General features: G+C 60.3%; 16 protein-coding genes. 6 read left to right on the top strand and 10 right to left on the bottom strand.

Annotation, left to right across the window (positions count from 1 at the left end; all coding sequences use genetic code 11):
• Positions 1–264 precede the first annotated feature (264 nt).
• On the top strand, positions 265–1,329 hold the full coding sequence (gene fba, locus ACIP8I_RS13555; RefSeq protein ID WP_003177554.1) for a class II fructose-bisphosphate aldolase: 1,065 nt from the start codon (positions 265–267) through the stop codon (positions 1,327–1,329).
• A 393-nt stretch (positions 1,330–1,722) separates the two neighbouring features.
• Entirely contained in the window at positions 1,723–2,169 is a 447-nt protein-coding gene (locus ACIP8I_RS13550) for a hypothetical protein (RefSeq protein ID WP_400761733.1), read from the top strand.
• A gap of 219 nt (positions 2,170–2,388) precedes the next feature.
• Here ACIP8I_RS13550 and ACIP8I_RS13545 read toward each other — a convergent pair whose 3' ends face one another.
• Complete coding sequence (locus ACIP8I_RS13545) at positions 2,389–3,057, bottom strand: polysaccharide lyase family 7 protein (RefSeq protein WP_367086044.1); 669 nt, start codon at positions 3,055–3,057, stop codon at positions 2,389–2,391.
• 335 nt (positions 3,058–3,392) lie between these two features.
• On the opposite strand from ACIP8I_RS13545, the gene ACIP8I_RS13540 reads away from it, so the two are divergent.
• The 3 genes from ACIP8I_RS13540 to ACIP8I_RS13530 all read left to right on the top strand — a co-directional run bounded on the left by ACIP8I_RS13540 (position 3,393) and on the right by ACIP8I_RS13530 (position 6,456).
• The gene (locus ACIP8I_RS13540) at positions 3,393–5,516 is read left to right on the top strand and encodes a putative bifunctional diguanylate cyclase/phosphodiesterase (RefSeq protein WP_400761731.1); all 2,124 of its coding nucleotides are present in this window, start codon (positions 3,393–3,395) and stop codon (positions 5,514–5,516) included.
• A gap of 43 nt (positions 5,517–5,559) precedes the next feature.
• Positions 5,560–6,051 carry a M48 family metallopeptidase gene (locus ACIP8I_RS13535; protein WP_367086042.1) on the top strand — a complete coding sequence of 164 codons (492 nt, stop codon included), beginning with the start codon at positions 5,560–5,562 and terminating at the stop codon, positions 6,049–6,051.
• Positions 6,052–6,159: 108 nt separating this feature from the next.
• Positions 6,160–6,456 (top strand): helix-turn-helix domain-containing protein, encoded by a 297-nt coding sequence (locus ACIP8I_RS13530; protein WP_003229005.1) that lies wholly within the window; start codon positions 6,160–6,162, stop codon positions 6,454–6,456.
• Between the two features lie 123 nt (positions 6,457–6,579).
• Here the strand turns inward: ACIP8I_RS13530 and ACIP8I_RS13525 are convergent, their stop codons facing one another.
• Positions 6,580–7,032, bottom strand: coding sequence for a GNAT family N-acetyltransferase (locus tag ACIP8I_RS13525; protein ID WP_400761729.1), 453 nt, complete (start codon positions 7,030–7,032; stop codon positions 6,580–6,582).
• Positions 7,033–7,288: 256 nt separating this feature from the next.
• Between ACIP8I_RS13525 and ACIP8I_RS13520 the strand changes: the two genes are divergently transcribed.
• Complete coding sequence (locus ACIP8I_RS13520) at positions 7,289–8,026, top strand: substrate-binding periplasmic protein (protein WP_400761727.1); 738 nt, start codon at positions 7,289–7,291, stop codon at positions 8,024–8,026.
• A 128-nt stretch (positions 8,027–8,154) separates the two neighbouring features.
• Here ACIP8I_RS13520 and yccS read toward each other — a convergent pair whose 3' ends face one another.
• The 8 genes from yccS to betB form a co-directional block, all read right to left on the bottom strand.
• On the bottom strand, positions 8,155–10,338 hold the full coding sequence (yccS, locus tag ACIP8I_RS13515) for a YccS family putative transporter (RefSeq protein WP_400761724.1): 2,184 nt from the start codon (positions 10,336–10,338) through the stop codon (positions 8,155–8,157).
• 263 nt (positions 10,339–10,601) lie between these two features.
• A complete protein-coding gene (locus tag ACIP8I_RS13510; protein ID WP_400761721.1) occupies positions 10,602–11,780 on the bottom strand; it encodes an NAD(P)/FAD-dependent oxidoreductase in 1,179 nt (392 codons plus the stop codon).
• A 138-nt stretch (positions 11,781–11,918) separates the two neighbouring features.
• Complete coding sequence (gene dbpA / locus ACIP8I_RS13505) at positions 11,919–13,304, bottom strand: ATP-dependent RNA helicase DbpA (RefSeq protein WP_007962660.1); 1,386 nt, start codon at positions 13,302–13,304, stop codon at positions 11,919–11,921.
• Positions 13,305–13,532: 228 nt separating this feature from the next.
• Complete coding sequence (gene mdtD, locus ACIP8I_RS13500) at positions 13,533–14,972, bottom strand: multidrug transporter subunit MdtD (protein WP_400761718.1); 1,440 nt, start codon at positions 14,970–14,972, stop codon at positions 13,533–13,535.
• A gap of 187 nt (positions 14,973–15,159) precedes the next feature.
• Entirely contained in the window at positions 15,160–16,497 is a 1,338-nt protein-coding gene (locus tag ACIP8I_RS13495; protein WP_400761715.1) for a TldD/PmbA family protein, read from the bottom strand.
• The gene (locus tag ACIP8I_RS13490) at positions 16,497–17,939 is read right to left on the bottom strand and encodes a TldD/PmbA family protein (RefSeq protein ID WP_400761712.1); all 1,443 of its coding nucleotides are present in this window, start codon (positions 17,937–17,939) and stop codon (positions 16,497–16,499) included. Before ACIP8I_RS13490 ends, ACIP8I_RS13495 begins: the two co-directional genes overlap by 1 nt.
• A 283-nt stretch (positions 17,940–18,222) precedes the next feature.
• Positions 18,223–19,926: a choline dehydrogenase gene (gene betA / locus ACIP8I_RS13485; protein WP_027610638.1), complete on the bottom strand. Its 1,704-nt coding sequence runs from the start codon at positions 19,924–19,926 to the stop codon at positions 18,223–18,225.
• 209 nt (positions 19,927–20,135) lie between these two features.
• Positions 20,136–21,608 (bottom strand): betaine-aldehyde dehydrogenase, encoded by a 1,473-nt coding sequence (betB, locus tag ACIP8I_RS13480; RefSeq protein WP_007962649.1) that lies wholly within the window; start codon positions 21,606–21,608, stop codon positions 20,136–20,138.
• Positions 21,609–21,671: the final 63 nt, after the last annotated feature.

Genomic DNA, 21,671 nt, shown 5'->3' with positions numbered 1-21,671 from the left:
AGGGAGCTTGCTCCCGCTGGAGCGCGAAGCGATCCCAAAACCTTTCGGCGCGGTGTTTCGGAATGACCGTGTTGGCAGGTTTGACGACTGCTTCGCAGCCGAGCGCGAGCAAGCTCGCTCGCCACAGGTCGGTACACCTGCAGGTTTGGCTTTATCGAATCACCAGACCGGGCCTCAACCCCCGATCTGCAATCACTTGAATAGCCGCCGCCGCTCCGGCAGGCTGGCACGATTAACGACCCTCAACCGGGAGAGACACACAAAATGGCACTTATCAGCATGCGCCAGATGCTGGACCACGCAGCCGAGTTCGGCTACGGCGTTCCAGCCTTCAACGTCAACAACCTTGAGCAGATGCGCGCCATCATGGAAGCCGCTGACAAGACTGACTCCCCGGTGATCGTCCAGGCTTCGGCCGGCGCCCGTAAATACGCCGGTGCTCCATTCCTGCGTCACCTGATCCTGGCCGCGATCGAAGAATTCCCGCACATCCCGGTGTGCATGCACCAGGACCACGGCACCAGCCCTGACGTCTGCCAGCGCTCCATCCAGCTGGGCTTCAGCTCGGTGATGATGGACGGCTCCCTTGGCGAAGACGGCAAGACCCCGACCGACTACGAATACAACGTCCGCGTGACCCAACAAACCGTTGCCATGGCTCACGCCTGCGGCGTTTCGGTAGAAGGCGAGCTGGGCTGCCTGGGTTCGCTGGAAACCGGCATGGCCGGTGAAGAAGACGGCATCGGCGCCGAAGGCGTTCTGGATCACAGCCAGATGCTGACCGACCCGGAAGAAGCCGCTGACTTCGTCAAGAAGACTCAGGTCGATGCCCTGGCCATCGCCATCGGCACCAGCCACGGTGCCTACAAGTTCACCAAGCCACCTACCGGTGACGTGCTGGCGATCGACCGAATCAAGGAAATCCACAAGCGCATCCCGAACACCCACCTAGTGATGCACGGCTCCTCCTCCGTGCCACAAGAGTGGCTGGCGATCATCAACCAGTACGGCGGCGACATCAAAGAAACCTACGGCGTACCCGTTGAAGAAATCGTCGAAGGCATCAAGTACGGCGTACGCAAGGTCAACATCGACACCGACCTGCGCCTGGCGTCCACTGGCGCCATGCGTCGCCTGATGGCCACCAACCCGAGCGAGTTCGACCCACGTAAATTCTTCGGCGCTACCGTGACGGCGATGCGTGACGTGTGTATCGCTCGTTATGAAGCGTTTGGCACTGCCGGTAATGCTTCGAAGATCAAGCCGATCTCGTTGGAAGCGATGTATCAGCGTTATCTGAAGGGTGAGTTGAACGCGAAGGTTAACTAAGCCTGGGCGTTTGATCGCGTAAATGAAAAACCCGCCAAGTGGCGGGTTTTTTATGTGAGTTTTTCATTGTGAACAAATTAACGGCTGGCGGCTAAAAATGTCGTTAAAAAAGTTTTTTAAATTTTCTCTCGATAAGCCCGATATGTGTGACATTTTCCCCGCACGTGATGCGGTCGAATGCATAGTTATTGTTGAGAGAAAAATAAATTTCGTTAACGGCTGCATAAATTGTTTTGCTTATTTCGAAATCGTATAAAAAACTGTCATTTATGACAGGTGATTTAAAATTCATTGCAGCCTATCGTCTCAATGCAATCAGAGAGGAAGTAACGATAAACATATTTATCCCTCCCTTTACTGATTTTGTTCCTTCTATGTAATGGAGAGATTGATATGTCAAGCATTGATGTCCGTGAGAAATTTAAAAAGCATGAGCTCAGAGGGGAGGTCAGCTGTATCTTGTACGGCAAGGATGGCGAAAGTGGCGAAGAGAAAGCTGATTATAAGTCTACCCATCTTTCTGGAGATTACTCTGACAACATTTATGTGCATTCAAGTAGCCATACTGAACATTATTCTGAAGATATTTTGTTTTTATTCTCCAAGGATCTTGTTCCAGGTACATATCACTATTATCCCGATTTCCCCAATGTAATTGATTTTGTATGCGACGCGCGATATGCCCCTGCATGGAGGCCTCAATCTGGATTATTTGTGCTGGAAAAAAATAGCTCTGGAGTTGTTAAAGGGAAATTTAGATTTCATAAGGAGCCAGGGGATAAGGGGTTCGCAGTTTCGGATGGTGAGTTTTTTATAAATTTCCCTACTTCCGTTTCGTAGGAAAGGGTGGGAAAGGAGAATCAGGTGTCTAGTCCTGAAATAGGTTTAAACCGTTGCAAGACTAGACCTCCCTGGATCTTCATCACGCAGTTGATCCCCTGTGGGAGCAGGCTTGCTTGCGAATACGGTGGGTCAGCAACATTGATGTTGAATGACACTCCGTATTCGCGAGCAAGCCCGCTCCTACAGGATTTTGCGTAAGTATCGAGGCCGTCGATGTCACTTGTCGTGATCGATATCCAGCTTGCTGAAAGTCACCTGCCCACCCTCACTGGTATACCCGGTGTTGTCCTGCACATACACCCCGGCCTTGAAGTACAGCGGCTTGTTGCGCCAAGTGGCGCTGATCTGTGAATCCCACTGGTAACCCGCCGCGCTCACGCCGAGCGCACCGCCGGGGCTCAAGTGGATGAGGTAGTTGAATTCGTTGTCCAGTTTGATGCCGGTGGCGAGGGTAATGACGCGGCTTTCCTTGTCGTCGGGGTGCATGCGGACCTTGATCACCAGGTTGCCGTTCTGGGTCTTTTCCTTGTACTGGTATTCGAGCTTGACCATCGGGCGCTGGCTTTCATAGGCGTGGATCTGGCCGATGACGATCTTGCCGGAGCTGGGCACCTTGTTCACCGCGAGGGTCGCGCGCAGGGTGTTGTCCGCATCCGGGTAGTACCAGTTGCGCAAGGTGCCGTTGCTGAAGGTTTCGCGCAGTTCGGTGCGCGGATAGATGGCGTTTTCGGTTTTTGACCCGGTAACCGGTGACCAGAAAAACAGCGTGCCGGTGTCGGAATGGAAGTACTGATCCTTGAAGCCATTCACCAGTTTGGAGGTTTCGACGGTGTACGGCGGACTGCCGACGGGAACGCTGAGGTTCCAGGTTGCGAGATCGATCATGTCGGTTCTTCCACTCAATTCATCCTGAACGCGAGTGCCAGAAGCTCTAGCCCGCGCCTTTTCGGGCGGCAGTTATAAGCGTAGAGGAGTTTTTTGTTAACGCCCGTTTGGCAGATGATTGGCGTCAACATCCTGTCGAAATGCCATCTACGCCGGTTTTCGGGGGCTGCAGGGGTGACCGTTAGTCGGTAAGTCGCCGCTTTGGCTAAATGATGGCGGCGTGACAGCTTCTGCTTTCACAGATCCGCGACTAGAGTGATGGCTCAGTAACTGTACGGTTTTCACGAGAAACCGGCCGATAGTCCGACAAGAGATGTCCCGACAAGAGAAGCAGCATGGAATGCGCGCAACCCCAGCCAGGTGAAGGCAGCTCTGTCCTTTTGATCGTTGATGATTACCCTGAAAACCTGATCAGCATGCGCGCGTTGCTGCAGCGTCAGGATTGGCACGTCATGACCGCTGCCTCCGGCTTCGAGGCGCTCAATTTGCTGCTTGAACACGACGTCGATCTGGTGCTGCTGGATGTGCAGATGCCGGGCATGGACGGTTTTGAAGTCGCGCGACTGATGCGCGGCAGCCAGCGCACACGCCTCACGCCGATCATTTTCCTCACCGCCAACGAACAGTCCCAGGATGCCGTAATCAAGGGCTATGCCAGTGGCGCGGTGGATTACCTGTTCAAGCCGTTCGATCCGCAGATCCTCAAACCGAAAGTCCAGGCGTTGCTCGAACACCAGCGCAACCGCCGCGCCTTGCAGCGCCTGAGTCATGATCTGGAGGTCGCGCGGGCCTTCAATGCCTCGGTGCTGGATAACGCGGCGGAAGGGATTCTGGTGCTCGGTGAGGACGGCTTGATCCGCTTCGCCAATCCGGCGATTTCGCGGCTGCTGAATGCGCCGGTGAAGGAACTGGAGGGCAAGGAATTTCTCGATTACCTGCAGAAACCGCACATCCCGTTGTGGGCCGATTCCGAGTTGTTGGCTGGCTATAAACGCGGTGAGACCTTGCGTCTGCACGATGCGCTGTTGCGCACGGCGCCGGGGCAACAGGTGCCGGTGGCGTTGTCCTGTGCGCCGCTGCCGGCCGAGCAGCGGGCGATGGTGGTGACGGTGCTGGACATGTCGGTGGTGCGTCACCTGCACCAGCAACTGGAGTTTCAAGCGGTCACCGATCCGTTGACCGGTCTGCTCAATCGCCGGGGTTTTTATCAGACGGTGGAGAACCTGCTGCTGCGCGGTGAACGCAGCGACAGCAGTTGGGTGCTGCTGTATCTGGATCTCGATGGCTTCAAACGGGTCAATGATTCCCTTGGTCATGATGCCGGAGACCGGGTGCTGCGCTGGGTCTCCGAGCAATTGAAAGCCTGCCTGCGGCCGTTCGACATTCTGGCGCGCATGGGCGGTGATGAGTTCACCGCGCTGCTCGATCTGGAGTTTCCCGAGCAGGCGGCGAAGATTGCCGAGAAGCTCATCGAGCGGGTATCGGTCTGCCAGCAGATCGAAGGACTGGACATCGCCCTCGGCGCGAGTATCGGCATCGCCACCTACCCGGACTGCGGCTCGAACCTCGACGGATTGCTGCGCGCCTCGGACATTGCCATGTATGAAGCCAAGCGTGCCGGGCGTCAGCAATATCGCTTTTATGATCACGAAATGAATGGTCGCGCCCGTTCGCGGCTGATGCTCGAAGAGAGCGTGCGCAATGCCATCGAGAACCGCGATTTCAATCTGGTGTATCAGCCGCAAGTGGCGATCGACAGTGGGCAGATCCGCGGCTTCGAGGCGCTGCTGCGCTGGCAGCATCCGAGCGTCGGCGACGTGCCGCCGGGGCTGTTCCTGCCGCTGCTGGAAGAGGCACGGCTGATCAGTCGGCTCGGCAGCTGGATCTATCATCGCGGCGCCGGCCAGCGCAAAGCCTGGGAAACCCTGTTTGCCGAGGATCTGGTGCTCGGTGTGAGTTTGAGCAACACCCAGTTCGGTCTGCCGAACCTGGTCACCGAGTTGCGTCAGGTGCTGGAGCGGCACGCGCTGCAGCCACGGCAACTGGAGGTGGAAATCACCGAAGACGCGCTGATGCACAACCCCGACGAGACCCGAAAGCAGCTGCGCCTGCTGCGTAATCTCGGGGTGCGCGTGGCGCTGGATGATTTTGGTTCGGGGCCGTGCTCGCTGACGCATCTGCGTGATCTGGAGCTGGACACGCTCAAGCTGGATCGACACCTGATTGCGCGGCTGCCGGATTCGACGCGCGACGCGGCGCTGGTCAGCAACGTGATCAATCTGTGTAAACAATACGGCTTGCTGGTGATCGCCGAAGGTGTGGAAACCATCGAACAGTATCAATGGCTACAGGCGCATGGCTGCGAATACGTGCAGGGTTTCCTGGTGGCACGTCCACTGACCTCCGAGGACGCGGTCAGCTTTGTCAAACCGTTTGACTGGAGCGCGCTGCCGGTTTGAATTCGCTACACTGGCGCTCTTTTCGAACCGTGTTGCCGTGTCCATGACTGCGTTGAAATACCTCCAGGCCTATCCCGCGCAATTGCAGGATCAGGTGCGCCAACTGATCGCTGAGCAGCGTCTGGGTGATTACCTGAACCAACGCTATCCGGGGCGTCACGATGTGCAGAGCGACAAGGCGCTGTACAGCTACGCGCTGGACCTGAAGCAGGAATACCTGCGCAACGCACCGGCCATCGACAAAGTGCTGTTCGACAACCGCCTCGACCTGACGCACCGCGCGCTGGGCCTGCACACCACGGTTTCAAGGGTGCAGGGTGGCAAGCTCAAGGCCAAGAAAGAGATTCGCATCGCCTCGTTATTTAAGGAGGCGGCCCCCGAGTTCCTGAAGATGATCGTCGTGCATGAACTGGCGCACTTCAAGGAATCGGATCACAACAAGGCCTTCTACAAATTGTGTGAACACATGCTGCCGGGGTATCACCAGGTCGAGTTCGATCTGCGGGTGTACCTGACGTGGCGCGATATGCAATGAAGATCAAAAGATCGCAGCCTGCGGCAGCTCCTACAGTTGGGCTGCGATCTCATGTAGGAGCTGCCGCAGGCTGCGATCTTTTGATCTTTTAATTAACGGAGCCCATGCATGGACGTCAGCAAGACCAAAAGCAGTTTTTACCGGCGCCTTTACGTGGCCTACCTGATCGACAGCGGCCTGGCCCCAAGCGTCCCTGCGCTGACCGAGGTGACCGGCATGCCCCGGCGCACGGCGCAGGACACGATCGCCGCGCTGGCCGATCTGGATATCGTCTGTGAATTCGAGCAGGAAGAGGGCGCGCGCAATCATGCCGGGCGCTATCGGATTCGCGAGTGGGGGGCGATCGATCGCGGGTGGATCGAGCGCAATCTGCGGCAGATCAAGGCTGTGCTGGAGTATCCCTGAGTCCTGCGGTGTCTGAGCTGACACAATCGCTGGCAAGCCAGCTCCCACAAGGATCTCCAGCGAATACAGTTATTGTGAACAACCGCTGAACCTGTGGGAGCTGGCTTGCCAGCGATGAGGGCCTCAAGGACGACGCATGCCTATGTGCGGAATGTCATCCTCCAGGTATTCCTCACCCACCGGCTTAAACCCGTACCTGCCGTAATACCCCTGCAAATGCGCCTGCGCCGACAGATAGATCGGCACCTGCGGCCAATGCTTCTCGGCCTGTTTCAGCGCGTGTTCCATCATCACATGCCCCAGACCTTTGCCACGGCCCTGCGGCGCAATGATCACGCGCCCGATCACCACGTCACCGCCCTGGGACTCGGGATCGAGCAGGCGCAGATAGGCCAACAGTTGATCCTCTTCCCAACCCATGAGGTGATGGGTGTCGCCGTCCAGATCCTGGCCGTCGAGGTCCGGGTAGGCGCATTTCTGTTCGACCACAAATACGTCCGAGCGCAGTTTCAGCAACGCGTACAACTGTTCTTTGCCCAGATCGCTGTGATGCTTGCAGATCCACTCGATTGTCATCTTCCGACTCCTTGAAATCCGTCGCCCGATACTAAGCGCACAGGCCCTGGATGTCTGTATGGCGGAACAGTCTGTGACAAAGGTCAAAATGCCATCATTCCTTTCTCGCGACCTTCGCTGCTTTGTGTAATCTGCTGGAAAGCGCTGTGCACTGGCTTCAATGAGCTAATGTTAGGGCCTGGGTTTCGCCGGTAAGGGGCCTTTAGGTTTTGACTGAAAACACGCCGGGCAGCCCGCCCGCTAAGGATTTTCAAGCATGCCGCGACTGCATCGAGCCTTTGCTTTGATCGGATTGCTCTTGCTGGCCCAAACCGCCGCAGCGGACAAGTTGCGGCTGGTGTTCGATATCTGGCCACCCTTTACCGACGACACGCTGGTCAACGGTGGCCTGGCCACCGACATCGTCAGCACCGCGCTGGCGCGGGCCGGTTATGCCAGCGACTACGAGCAGGTGCCGTGGGCGCGGGCGCTGCTGGGGGTGGGCGAAGGACGATACGACGTGCTGGTCAACGCCTGGTACAACGACGAACGGACCAAGATCGGCCAGTTCTCTGGCGAGTACCTGCTCAATCGCATCCGCTTTCTCAAGCGCAAGGACACGCCGCTGGACTACAGCGGCCTGGAACAACTGCACACCTACCCGGTGGCGGTGGTGCGCGGTTATGCCTACTCGCAGGCGTTCGATGCCGATACCGCGCTGGAGAAAGTCCCTGTGCATAACTTCGCCATGGCCGTGCGCATGCTGGCGGCGGATCGGGTCAAGTTGACCCTGGAAGATGAATACGTCGCGCGCTATTACCTGGCCCGTGAATCAGCCAAAGTGCGCAACGCCGTGGAGTTCCTGCCCAAGCCGTTGAGCGAGAACAGCCTGCATATTCTGGTGAGTCTGAAGAATCCGCAGCATGAGCAGATTGTGGCCGGGTTCGATAAGGCGATTGCGGCGATGAAGGCGGATGGGAGTTATGACAAGTTGCTGAGGCAGCATGGGATGTGAGCATCTGATACCAGAGTTGTGTTGTTGCTGATGCCCTCATCGCTGGCAAGCCAGCTCCCACAGGTTTTGCGGCGTGCACAAGTCAATGTGGGAGCTGGCTTGCCAGCGATGGGGCCAGTCCGGTCACCTTAAGCCTCGCTGGTGTCCTTGATCAGATGCGCCGCCAACGTCCGCAATGGCCCCAACTGCCGGCAGATCAACGCCAGTTGCGTCTGCACCAACCGCTGCCCTTCATCGATCTCGTCCGGCATCTGTTCCAGCTCGTTGGCCAGCGCTTCCTCTTCGTCACTCTGAATCGCTACCGGTTGTTTGTTCGCCAGGCCCTGGGCGATTTCATCGATGCTCGTCGCCAGCTTCACCCCGGCACCATCAATCAAATGCTCACGCACATCGGCTGGTAATTGGGTTTCCCTGTGTGCGCCAAGCCCTGACAGGTAACTCAATAAGGTGTGCGACAGCACCAGAAAACGGAAACCGACATCCGCTTCCTTCCGGAAATGCCCCGGCTCCATGAGCATGTTCGCCAAGGTGGTCGACAGTGCCGCGTCAGCGTTGTGCGCGTTGCGTCGGGCCAGGCGATAGGCGAGGTCGTCGCTCTTGCCGGCGGCGTATTGCTGCATGATCTGGCGCAGGTAGATGCTGTTGCAGGTCAGGGTGTTGGCCAGCACCTTGTTCAGGCGCCGACCCTGCCAGTCCGGGAGGAACAGGAACACCGTCAGGCCGGCGATCAGGCTGCCGAGCAGGGTATCGAACAGGCGTGGCAGGAACAGCCCGTAGCCATCGCCGATCTGGTTGAAGCAGAACAGCACCATGATCGTGATCGCCGCCGTCGCCACGGTGTAACGCGTGGTGCGATTGGTAAAGAACACCACCCCGGCGGCGATGGCGAAGCACGACTGCACCAGCGGGCTGGGGAACAGATCGAACAGCGCCCAGGCCACGGTCAGGCCGATGGCGGTGCCGAGAATCCGCTGACCGAGTTTGCGCCGGGTCGCGCCGTAGTTCGGTTGGCAGACGAACAGCGTGGTGAGGATGATCCAGTAACCCTGCGACGGGTGAATCAGGTGCACCATGCCATAGCCGATACTCAGCGCCAGCGGCAGACGCAAGGCGTGGCGGAACAGCAAGGAAGTCGGTGTCAGTTGCGTACGCAAGCGAATCCACACGTCCTTGAGGTTGCGTGGCGAGCGATCGAGCAAACTGCTGTCGGTGGCGTCCGCCAGGGCGTCGGGGTTGCTCGCGTCGCTGAGCAAACGGTCGAGGGTGCCGAGGTTGGCTGCCAGGGCACGCAGCGAGCGCAGGAGGCCGCGCCACGCCGGATTGCTCTGGATGCGCAAGTGTTCGAGGGAGGCGTCGAGGTCAGTCAGCGCTTCGGCAAAACTGGCGTCGTAGACGAACGGCTGGCGCATCTGGATCGATTCGGCCAGCGCGCGGCAGGCCTTGCCCTGCTGGCGCAACAAACGCTGGCAGCGGAACAGCACATCGCTGTGGAAGAACGCATCGGCCAGCGCGTTGTACGGATAGTGCGAGGAGCTGGCGCGTTCGTGAATGTCCTGGGCGAGGAAATACAGCTTCAGATAACGGCTGACTTTCGAACCCGGACGGCCGTTGCCGACCCGGTGCAGAATGATTTCCTTGGCACTGTTCAGCGCAGCCACCACGCGGCCATTCTGCTGCGCCAGTTCCAGCCGTCGTCCTTCGACATCCAGTTGGCGGATCGGCTCGAACAGCGAGGCTTTCAGCTTCAGGTAGAAACCCAGTTCACGGAACAGCCGCGCCAGACTCTGCTGCACCGGCTGGTTGGAAAACATCGCCTGCCACAGCACCGACAGCAGGCCGTACCACGCGGCACCCGCCACCAGCAGCATCGGTTCGTGCCAGAAATCGGTGACCGCGCCACCGCGCTGATCCACGCCGATCATGGTGTACACCGACAGAATCAACGTCGCCGAGGCGATCGCGCCATAACGCTCGCCGAGCGCGCCGAGCATGGTCAGGCCGAAGCTGGCCAAGGCCAGGGCGATGGCGAATACGATGGGATAGGGGAAGAGCAGCTCCACCGACAGCGCGGCGATACTGAAACACACCAGTGTCACGGCGAGGGCGTTGAGGCGGCCCTGCCAGCTGTCGTCGGTCTCGGCCAGGGCGCTGGCGATGATCCCGAGAAACAACGGGATCAGCAGGCCCATTTCATCCTGATACCAGCACAGCGCCATGCTGCCGGTCAGGGCGATGAACACCCGCACGCTGTAGCTGAATTTATCCAGCGCCCACAGGCGCCGCAAAGACTGACGAAACGAGGTCGAGGACATGAAGTGCGAAGGCCTTCCGAGGCGATGCCGCTAAATTGAGCCAGTAATGACGCCGACGCAATGGCGCCGATCACATCTGACAGCAAAAAGTGTTCCTTTAAGCCGTTGTGCCGATCTCAATTTCCATGGCTGGACAAAGAAACTGTGGGAGCTGGCTTGCCAGCGATGAGGCCGGCAGCTCCAACATCACTGTTGAATGTCAGCCCGCCATCGCTGGCAAGCCAGCTCCCACAGGGATTGCATTTCAGGTCTGAAGAGTGGAATCAGACGTACTGCGCAGCCGCATACCCCGAGGCCCAGGCCCACTGGAAGTTGAAACCGCCCAGATGCCCGGTGACGTCGAGCACTTCGCCGACAAAATACAGGCCAGGGTTTTTCAGCGATTCCATGGTCTTGGACGACACTTCGCGAGTATCGACGCCACCCAGCGTGACCTCGGCGGTGCGGTAGCCTTCGGTGCCGGCCGGGACGACTTTCCAGCTGCCGAGCTTGTCGGCGATCTGCGCCAGTTCTGCGTGGGTGTACTGCTTCATCGGTTTGGACACGAACCAGTTGTCCGCCAGCAGGTTGGCCATCTTCTTGGTGAAGATTTCGCCGAGCAGGGTTTTCAGTTCGCTGTTCGGGCGCTCGGCCACTTGCTGTTGCAGCCACGCGGCGGTGTCGTGATCCGGCAGCAGGTTGATCTCCACGGTGTCGCCCGGCTCCCAGAACGACGAGATCTGCAAAATCGCCGGGCCACTGAGGCCACGGTGGGTGAACAGGATGTTCTCGCGAAAGCTCTGCTCGTTGCAGCTGACCAGACAATCCACCGACGTACCGGACAGTTCGGTGCAGAGTTCCTTGAGCTGGTCGGTGATGGTGAACGGCACCAGCCCGGCGCGGGTCGGCAGCAGTTCATGGCCAAACTGCTTGGCGACCTGATAACCGAAACCGGTGGCCCCCAGCGTCGGGATCGACAGCCCGCCAGTGGCGATCACCAGCGACTGGCACTGGAGCTGGCCGAGGGTGGTGTCGAGCAGGTAGCCGTTTTCGACTTTCTCGATGATCTGGATCGAGGTGTCGAGGTGCAGCTCGACGCCGACCTGATCGCACTCATCGAGCAGCATGCCGAGGATGTCGCTGGATTTGTTATCGCAGAACAGCTGACCGAGTTTTTTCTCGTGATACGGCACGCCGTGCTTGGCGACCATGCCGATGAAATCCCACTGGGTGTAGCGCGCCAGTGCCGATTTGCAGAAATGCGGGTTATGCGAGAGGAAATTGCCCGGCTCGGTGTACATGTTGGTGAAATTGCAGCGGCCGCCCCCGGACATCAGGATTTTCTTGCCGGCCTTGTTCGCATGATCGAGCAGCAACACCTGACGCCCACGCCCGGCGGCGGTCAGTGCACACATCAACCCTGCGGCGCCAGCGCCAATGATCACGACTTCGGTAGAGCGCAAAACGGTGTCCTCTGAAATATCACCACAAAACGAACCGTAGGAGCTGCCGCAGGCTGCGATCTTTTGATCTTGCTCTTTAAAAACAAAGTCAAAAGATCGCAGCCTGCGGCAGCTCCTACAGGGGGGCGTGCGTTGTTTTTACAAAACGCGAACGCGCAGCGAACGGCCCTTGATCTTGCCGTTGTTCAGGCGCTGCAACGCCTGCATGACCACGGTGCGTTCAACGGCGACATACGACTGGAAGTCGAAGATCGCGATCTTGCCGACCTGCGCGCCGGGGATGCCGGCGTCACCAGTCAGTGCGCCGAGGATGTCGCCCGGACGCACTTTGTCTTTACGCCCGCCGGCGATGCACAGGGTGCTCATCGGTGGCTGCAGCGGGGCGCCGCCCTGGGACTTGAGGTTATCGACCTGATCCCAGTTCAGCGGAGCTTTCTGCAACTGTTCGATGGCTTGCGCGCGATGCGCTTCGGACGGCGCAACGAGGCTGACCGCGATGCCTTTCTCGCCGGCACGACCGGTACGACCAACGCGGTGAATGTGGATTTCCGAGTCGCGGGCCAGTTCGACGTTGATCACCATGTCCAGCGCATCGATGTCCAGGCCACGGGCAGCAACGTCGGTGGCAACCAGTACCGAAGTGCTGCGGTTGGCGAACATCGCCAGCACCTGATCACGGTCACGCTGTTCCAGATCGCCGTGCAGGCCGACGGCGGAGATGCCTTTGGAGGTCAGGTGATCGACGGTTTCCTGCACTTGCTGCTTGGTGAAGCAGAACGCCACGCAGGAAGCCGGGCGGAAGTGGTGCAGGACTTTGGTCACTGCGCTCATGCGCTCTTCCGGGGAAATCTCGTAGAAACGCTGCTCGATCTGCGTGTCGTCGTGGAACGCTTCGGCTTTCACCGTTTGCGGATCGCGCATGAATTTCGACGCCAGTTGCTTGATGCCCACCGGGTATGTGGCGGAGAACAGCAGGGTCTGACGGCGTGCCGGAGTCTTTTCGATGATGTCTTCGATGGCGTCGTAGAAGCCCATGTCGAGCATGCGGTCGGCTTCGTCGAGGATCAGCGTGTTCAGGCCGTCGAGCACCAGCGAACCCTTGCGCAGGTGCTGCTGGATGCGCCCCGGGGTGCCGACGATGATGTGCGCGCCGTGCTCCAGCGAAGCGATCTGCGGGCCGAACGACACGCCGCCGCACAGGGTCAGGACCTTGATGTTGTCCTCGGCGCGGGCCAGACGACGGACTTCCTTGGCGACCTGGTCGGCCAGCTCACGGGTCGGGCAGATCACCAGCGCCTGGCAACCGAAGTAGCGCGGGTTGATCGGGTTGAGCAGGCCGATGCCGAACGCGGCGGTCTTGCCGCTGCCGGTCTTGGCCTGGGCGATCAGGTCCATCCCCTTGAGGATCACCGGCAAGCTCTGCGCCTGGATCGGCGTCATCTGGGCATAACCGAGGGATTCGAGGTTAGCCAGCATGGCGGCGGACAGCGGCAGAGTATTAAAAGCGGTGGCGATGGTGGTCACGGGACTGGCCTGCAAAACAAAATGTCGCGCAGTGTAGCAGCCCCGTGCCACTTTCCTCGAAAGTTCTGGACGAACAGTGCCTAAAACCTAGGGGAAGGAATTCCACTGTGGCGAGGGAGCTTGCTCCCGCTGGGGCGCGAAGCGGCCCCGCTCTTCCAGTCAAAAGAGGGACTGCTGCGCAGTCCAGCGGGAGCAAGCTCCCTCGCCACAAAAGCATTCACTGTTTGCTCAGTGTTCGATGTGTTCGTCGGGATGTTCATCCGGGCGTTTGACCCGGCGGCCGTCCTCTTTCGACAGTTGCGAGAAGATCGTCGCCGCCAGCATCGCCATCACCCCGACGGTAACAAACGTCAGCTGGAACGCCCCGAGCACGGTTTCCACACCGTCGTTGCCGATCTCTGCCGTAAACCCGCCAAGCAATGCGCCGGCACAGGCCACGCCCAGACTCAGCGACAACTGCGCCACCACCGACAGCAGACTGTTGCCGCTGCTGGCGCTGGCATCATCGAGGTCGATCAGCGTTACGGTGTTCATCGCGGTGAATTGCAACGAGTTGATCGCCCCCAGAATCGCCAGCAGCCCTAGCAGCAGCCAGTACGGCGTCTGCTCACTGACCAGGCCCATGCTCGCCAGCATGATCCCCAGCGCCAGGGTGTTGCCGGTGAGCACGATGCGATAGCCGAGGCGTTCGATCAGTGGTCGCGCCATCCACTTGGCGAACATCGCTGCGGCGGCCAGCGGCAGCATGCTCATCCCGGCTTGCGACGGCGAGTAACCCAGCGCCACCTGCAGCAGCAACGGCACCAGAAACGGCAGGGCGCCGCTGCCCAGGCGGGCGAACAGGTTGCCGATAATTCCGACCGCGAAAGTCCGCGTCTTGAACAGCGAAGGGGCGAACAGCGGATTTTCGACACGCCCGGCGCGCAGCCAGTACGCCGCCAGACAGGCCAGACCGCCGAACAGCAGCAACATCACTCGCAGGTGCGGCAAGTGCAATTCGCCCAGACCTTCCATGGCGATGGTGATCAGGATCATCGCCGCGCCAAACAGAAGAAAACCGAGGCTATCGAAGCGCGTGCGCTCGCTGCCGCGCAGGTCGGGAATGAATTTCCACACCGCGTAGCAGCCGATGGCGCCCACCGGCAGGTTGATCAGGAAGATCCAGTGCCACGTCAGGTATTGCACCATCCAGCCGCCCATAGTCGGGCCGATCAACGGGCCGAGCAGGCCGGGAATGGTGATGAACCCCATGATCCGCACCAGTTCCGAACGCGGGTAGGCGCGCAGCACCACCAGCCGTCCAACCGGCAACATCAACGCGCCGCCCAGACCTTGAATCACCCGCGCGCCGACCAGCATCGTCAGGGTGCTGGATAACGCACAAAGCAGCGAGCCGAAACTGAACAGCAGGATCGCGCCGAAGAAGATCTTCTTGGTGCCGAAGCGGTCGGCGATCCAGCCCGAGGCCGGAATCAGCAAGGCCACAGTGAGCATGTAGGCGATGACCACGCCTTGCATGCGCAACGGGTCTTCGGCCAGATCCCGGGCCATGGCCGGCAGGGCGGTGTTGAGGATGGTCCCGTCGAGGGACTGCATGAAGAACGCAATGGCGACGACCCACGGCAACCAGCGGGCGGTGATGGCGTCGAGAGGCGGGCGTGTGGGCATGGAACCTCTTGTGGGTTATTGATCCGAATGCTTGTCCTGGCTTGAAGCTTTTGTGGCGAGGGAGCTTGCTCCCGCTCGGCTGCGCAGCAGCCGTAAATTCAGCCAACCCGGTGCTACAGGAACACCGGGTTGACAGGTTTTGGGGGCGCTTCGCACCCCAGCGGGAGCAAGCTCCCTCGCCACAGTGTTATAGCGTTAGCGTGAGTCGGCTGACCAGCGCTCCCGGCAGCAACGCCGACGACGTATTGCGCTGGCTGTACGTGCTCGCCGACAGCAGCAACTCACGCTCGGCGGTCAATGCTTCCAGCTGCGAACCCAGCAGGCTGTAGGCGCTGTCGTCGAAGCGCATGGTGCTGACCGGCGCCTGAATCTCGCCGTTCTCGACCCAGAAAGTTGCGAAGCGAGTCATGCCGGTCAGGCGCGCCGCCGGTTGATCCGAGTAGTTCAGGTACCACAGGTTGCTGATGTACAGCCCGGTGCCCAACTGCTTGAGGATCTCTGCCTGTGACAGATCACCGGCCGCCATGTTCAGTGCACTCGGCATTTCACCGCCGCTGGCGCCATTGGCGGTCAGGCCGTATTCGGCGGCACTGCGCGAACCGACCAGTTGCTCACCGTCCTTGCCTTCGACAATCAGCCGCAGATCGCTGCGCGGATAACCCTCGCCGGAGAACGCCGGGCTCAACGAACCGCTGACTTGCTCATCCAGCGAGACCAGCGGACTGAACGTCTGATCGCCGACGTACAGCTTCTGCAGCGGGCTGCTTTTACTGGCAATCGACTGCGCCGAGAAACCGCCCCAGCTGAGCATGCCCATGATTTCTTCCAGCGCGGCCGGCGCCAGGTAGGCGCGGTATTGCCCCGGTGCCAGAGTCCGCAACGGTCGACCGAGAAACGCCAGTTGCTCGCGCGCCTGCTGGAAGCGGCGGGCGAAGCCTTCGCTGCTCCATTCGTGTCCGGCGTAGCTGGCCTTTACTGCTTCGCCATTGTCGTGGAACAGGCTGAAGTCGAAGTTGAAACTGTTGGCCTGATGCCAGCCGAACGCCCCCGAGGAACTGGCGAAACCACGGCTGATCGGGCCGGCGGCATAAAAGCCGACCAGATCCAGACCTTCAGCGGCGGCGCAGATTTCTTCCACCACCTGCTCGGTGTCCGGCAGCGGATGTTCCTGCACGTTGTTGCTCTGCCAACCATTGTGGTTGAGCAGCAGGTACGGATCCTGCGGCAGCAGCGGCAGGGTTTCGCGCAGTTGTTGCAGGCCTTCGGCGAGGCGTTGCAGATCGGCTTCCTGATCACCGGACAGGGTGATGTGCAGATCGGCGTGACGCCCGTCGTTAATCAGCTTCAGCCCGACATCGGCTTGCTGCACCTGACCGGCCTGACGCACCTTGGCGTGATTGAAGCGCACGAACGCCGAGGATTCGGCGGCATAGCTGAGGGTGAATTGTTCCGGCTCGCGGACGCTGTCGCGCAGCCAATTGACCATGACCTTGAAGGCGTCGGACTGACTCTTCGAAATGCTCATCAGGCGTCTCCCCCAAACACATCAACGTTGCTGAATACGCAGGCCGGCGAAGCGTGGCCGACGCGGATCACCTGGTTCGGCTCGCCCTTGCCGCAGTTTGGCGTGCCCAGCACCATCCGGGTGCCGGCGTCGCCCACCGCGCGCAGACTCTTCCAGAAGTGCGCGGAAATGCCTCGGTAATTCGGATTTTTCACCACACCCTTTAGTTCACCGTTCTCGATCAAATGACCCCACTCGCAACCAAACTGGAATTTGTTGCGCGCGTCGTCAATCGACCATGAACGGTTGGTGCTCATCAGAATGCCGTGCTCGATACCGCTGATCAGTTGCGGCAGCGACTGATCGCCCGGCTCGATGTTGAGGTTGGCCATACGGTCGATCGGCGGCCGGTTCCAGCCGCAGGCGCGGCTGTTGGCAACCCCGTCGAGACCGGCGCGGAACTGCGACAGCGCGCCACCCAGTGGCCGCAGCAGCAAGCCTTCGCGAATCAGGAATTGTTTGCTGGCCTTGCTGCCGTCGTCATCGTGGCCGTAGCTGGCCAGCTCTTCGGGAATGTCCGGATCGAAGGTCACGTTGAGCAGCTTCGAACCGTATTGCAGGCTGCCGAAGTCGCTGGTTTTGACGAAACTGGTGCCGGCGTAATTGCGCTCGTCACCGAGGATCCGGTCGAGCTCCAGCGGGTGGCCGATGGACTCGTGGATCTGCAGCATCATCTGGTCAGGCATCAGCAACAGATCGCGCGGGCCTTGCGGGGTGTTCGGCGCGAGCAGCAGTTGCAGGGCCTGATCGGCCACCTTCGGGCCGGCGCCGACCAGGCCGCAACGGCTGATCACGTCGGCGCCGCCCTGCTGGCCGAAGTTCTCGCGACCGAGGGAGCGGGTCTGGCTGTCGTTGCCGTCGTAGGCGGTGACGTCGAGGCCCGGGTAGACGAAGCGCTGGGCCTGGCGCAATTCGGCGCCGGCGCTGCTCAGATAAATTTGCTCGACGTGGGTGATGCCGATGCTCGCTTCCCAGTTCACCAGGCGCTCATCCTTTGGCACCGAGGCGGACTCCGCGCCGAGCAGCTCGAAGCATTCGCTCAGGGACGGGAAGGGTTGCTCGAGATTGGGCGAAAAGTAATCAGCGCGATCGCTCGACACCGGCTGGTCGCGCAGGTCGAGCAAGGCGTGCGGCTTGAGGCGCCGGGCCTGCTGTTCGGCGCGCTCAAGGGCGGCTTGCAGGCCTTGCTGCGACAGATCATTGGTGGCGGCGTAAGCCTCGACACCGTTGACCCGCACAGTGAGCATCGCGCCTTCGTCGCGGCTCAGGCTTGGCGGCTCGGCGACGTTCTTGCGCACCGACAGATACTGGCCGGACTCGCGTACATACCGCAGGGAAAAAAACTCGGCGCCCGTGCGCAAGGCAGCGAAGCGCTGCTTGAGCTGGGGGTGGAAATCAAACATTCGGGAACCTCCTTGTTATGGAGTTGCGGGGTGAAGCGATTCGGCGGGGAGGGGTGAAACGATTGCGCGAGGTCTAGAGTAGGCCTGCGTGGGGGTAGGATCAAGTGAAGAGGGGGTGTAGGAGGATTTACTGTGCAGCAGGGGAGGAGGGGCTGATTTGCAGGGCCTCATCGCTGGCAAGCCAGACTCCCACAGGTTTCTCGGTGACCACAATATCTGTGAACGACGCAAAACCCTGTGGGAGCTGGCTTGCCAGCGATTAGCCGTGACGCGGTATCAAGTCTTACTGGGCAACAGGCGTGATATCACGCATCGGCTTGCCTTTCACTGGCGCACCGCCAGCCACGTAGTAGGCAGCATTGCTACGCGGCAGTGGCTTGCGGCCACGGATCTTGTCGGCGATTTTCTCGGCGATCATGATCGTCGGCGCGTTCAGGTTGCCGGTGGTGATGATCGGCATGATCGAGGCGTCGACCACACGCAGGCTCTGCATGCCGTGCACGCGACCTTCGCCATCCACTACCGCCATCTCGTCGGTGCCCATCTTGCACGAGCAGGACGGGTGGAACGCGGTTTCGGCGTGCTCGCGAATGAACTTGTCCAGCTGCTCATCGGTTTGCACGTCGATGCCCGGGCTGATTTCGCGGCCACGGAAAGCGTCCAGCGCAGGCTGTTGCATGATTTCGCGGGTCAGGCGGATGCCGTCACGGAACTCCTGCCAGTCCTGCTCGGTGGCCATGTAGTTGAACAGGATGCTCGGGTGTTGACGCGGATCCTTGGACTTCAACTGGATGCGGCCACGGCTCGGCGAACGCATGGAACCCATGTGCGCCTGGAAACCGTGCTCTTTCACACCGTTGCTGCCGTTGTAGTTAATCGCTACCGGCAGGAAGTGGTACTGGATGTTCGGCCACTCGAATTCCGGACGCGAACGAATGAAACCGCCGGCTTCGAACTGGTTGCTGGCGCCGATGCCGGTGCCGTTGAACAGCCACTCGGCACCGATGGCCGGCTGGTTGTACCAGAGCAGCGACGGGTACAGCGAGACCGGTTGGGTGCAAGCGTATTGCAGGTACAGCTCGAGGTGATCCTGCAGGTTTTCACCGACGCCCGGCAGATCATGGACGACCGGGATGTCGAGGCTTTCCAGCAGTTTTGCCGGGCCGACGCCGGAGCGCTGCAGAATCTGCGGCGAAGCGATGGCGCCGGAGCACAGCAGGACTTCTTTGCGCGCTTTGGCTTCAACACGCTCTTCCGCCGAACCGACCAGGTAACGCACGCCGACCGCACGCTTGCCTTCGAACAGAATCTTGTCGGTCAGGGCGTGGGTGACGATGGTCAGGGTCGAACGCTTTTTGGCGACGTCGAGGTAGCCACGGGCGGTGGAAGCACGACGGCCGTTCGGCGTCACGGTGCGGTCCATCGGGCCGAAGCCTTCCTGCTGGTAGCCGTTCAAGTCTTCGGTGCGCGGGTAACCGGCCTGCACGCCGGCTTCAACCATGGCGTGGAACAGCGGGTTGTTGCCTGCCTTCGGCGTGGTCACGCTGACCGGGCCGTCGCCACCGTGGTAGTCGTTCGGGCCGATGTCGCGGGTTTCCGCTTTACGGAAGTACGGCAGGCAGTCGAGGTAGGTCCAGTCTTCCAGGCCTGGCAGCTTCGCCCAGCCGTCGTAGTCCATCGCGTTGCCACGGATGTAGCACATGCCGTTGATCAGCGAGGAGCCGCCGAGGCCCTTGCCGCGACCGCATTCCATCCGGCGACCGTCCATGTGTGGCTCCGGATCGGTTTCGTACGCCCAGTTGTAGCGACGACCCTGCAGCGGGAACGCCAGCGCGGCCGGCATTTGCGTGCGGAAGTCAAAACGGTAGTCCGGGCCGCCTGCTTCGAGCAGCAGCACGGTGACGCCTTCGTCTTCAGTCAGACGGGTCGCCAGGGTGTTACCGGCCGAGCCGGCACCGATGATGATGTAATCGAATTCTTGGGACATTGAATGCACCCTCTTTAGATGTGGTCAGGCTGCCGAGTGGCCACTTTCTGTGGCGAGGGAGCTTGCTCCCGCTCGACTGCGAAGCAGTCGCAGAACCTGCGACCGTGTTCTGTCTGGATGAACGCGGTGTCTGCAGTTGGGGCCGCTGCGCAGCCCAGCGGGAGCAAGCTCCCTCGCCACAAGGGCCCCAACTTCAGCGTTGCGTCAGATCAGAACACCGAGACGTAATCGCCCAGCTCGACCTGTACCGATTTGATGCGTGTGTAGTTGGTCAGCGAGCTGATGCCGTTTTCACGACCCACGCCCGACTGCTTGTAACCGCCGACCGGCATCTTCGCGTCGGACTCGCCCCAGGCGTTGATCCAGCAGATACCGGCTTCCAGTTGATGAATCACGCGGTGCGCGCGGTTCAGGTCTTTGGTGACGATACCGGCGGCCAGGCCGAAGTCGGTGTCGTTGGCGCGGCGGATCACTTCTTCTTCGGTCTCGTAAGAGAGGATCGCCATCACCGGGCCAAAGATTTCTTCACGGACGATGGTCATGTCGTCGGTGCAGTCGGTGAACACGGTCGGCGCGACGAATGCACCTTTGGCGAATTCGCCGTCGGTCAGACGCTCGCCGCCGCACAGCACGCGGGCACCTTCTTCCTTACCTTTGGCGATGTAACCCAGCACGCTTTCCATGTGGGCGAAGCTGACCAGCGGGCCGAAGTTGGTGTTTTCGTCTTCCGGGTTGCCGATGCGGATGCGCGCGACGCGCTCGACGATCTTGGCTTCGAAAGCGGCTTTCAGGTGGCTTGGTACGAATACGCGAGTGCCGTTGGTGCAAACCTGACCGGAGCTGTAGAAGTTGGCCATCATCGCGGTGTCGGCGGCACGATCGAGGTCGGCGTCGTCGCAGATGATCAGCGGCGACTTGCCGCCCAGTTCCATGGTCACGTCTTTCAGCGACGAAGCCGAAGCGCTGGCCATGACTTTCTTGCCGGTGTCGGTGCCGCCGGTGAAGGAGACTTTCTCGATGCGCGGGTGCTCGGTCAGCCAGGTGCCGACTTCACGGCCGCTGCCGGTCAGGACGTTGAACACGCCGTTTGGCAGGCCGGCTTCGGTGTAGATCTCGGCCAGTTTCAGGGTGGTCAGCGAGGTGACTTCGCTTGGCTTGAAGATCATCGCGTTACCGGCGGCCAGGGCCGGTGCGGATTTCCACAGCGCGATCTGGATCGGGTAGTTCCACGCGCCGATACCGGCGACCACGCCCAGCGGCTCGCGACGGGTGTAGACGAAGGAAGTGTCGCGCAGCGGAATCTGCTCGCCTTCGATCGCCGGCACCAGGCCTGCGTAGTATTCCAGCACGTCGGCGCCGGTGACGATGTCGACGTATTTGGTTTCGGAGAAGGCTTTACCGGTGTCCAGGGTTTCCAGAGCAGCCAGCTCATCGTTGCGCTCGCGCAGGATGTCGACGGCGCGACGCAGGATGCGCGAACGCTCCATGGCGGTCATCGCGGCCCAGATTTTCTGGCCCTTTTCAGCGCTGACCACAGCACGCTCGACGTCTTCCTTGGTCGCACGTTGCACTTGGGCGAGGACTTCACCGTTCGCCGGGTTGATGGCTTCGAAAGTGGCATCGCTGCCAGCGTCGGAGTACGCGCCATCGATGTAGAGTTTTTGCAGTTCGAAACGGGCCATAGTGTCCTCGCAAGTGCATTAGTGGTTGGCGTTGACCATCGCGGTGGTGCTGCGATGGCGGTT

Origin of the sequence: Pseudomonas sp. NPDC088414 (genome assembly GCF_044753325.1) — a bacterium.
In the GTDB taxonomy this organism is placed as follows: Bacteria; Pseudomonadota; Gammaproteobacteria; order Pseudomonadales; family Pseudomonadaceae; genus Aquipseudomonas.
Note: the sequence above shows the minus strand (reverse complement) of the source record. Positions and strands in the feature narration are given on the sequence as shown.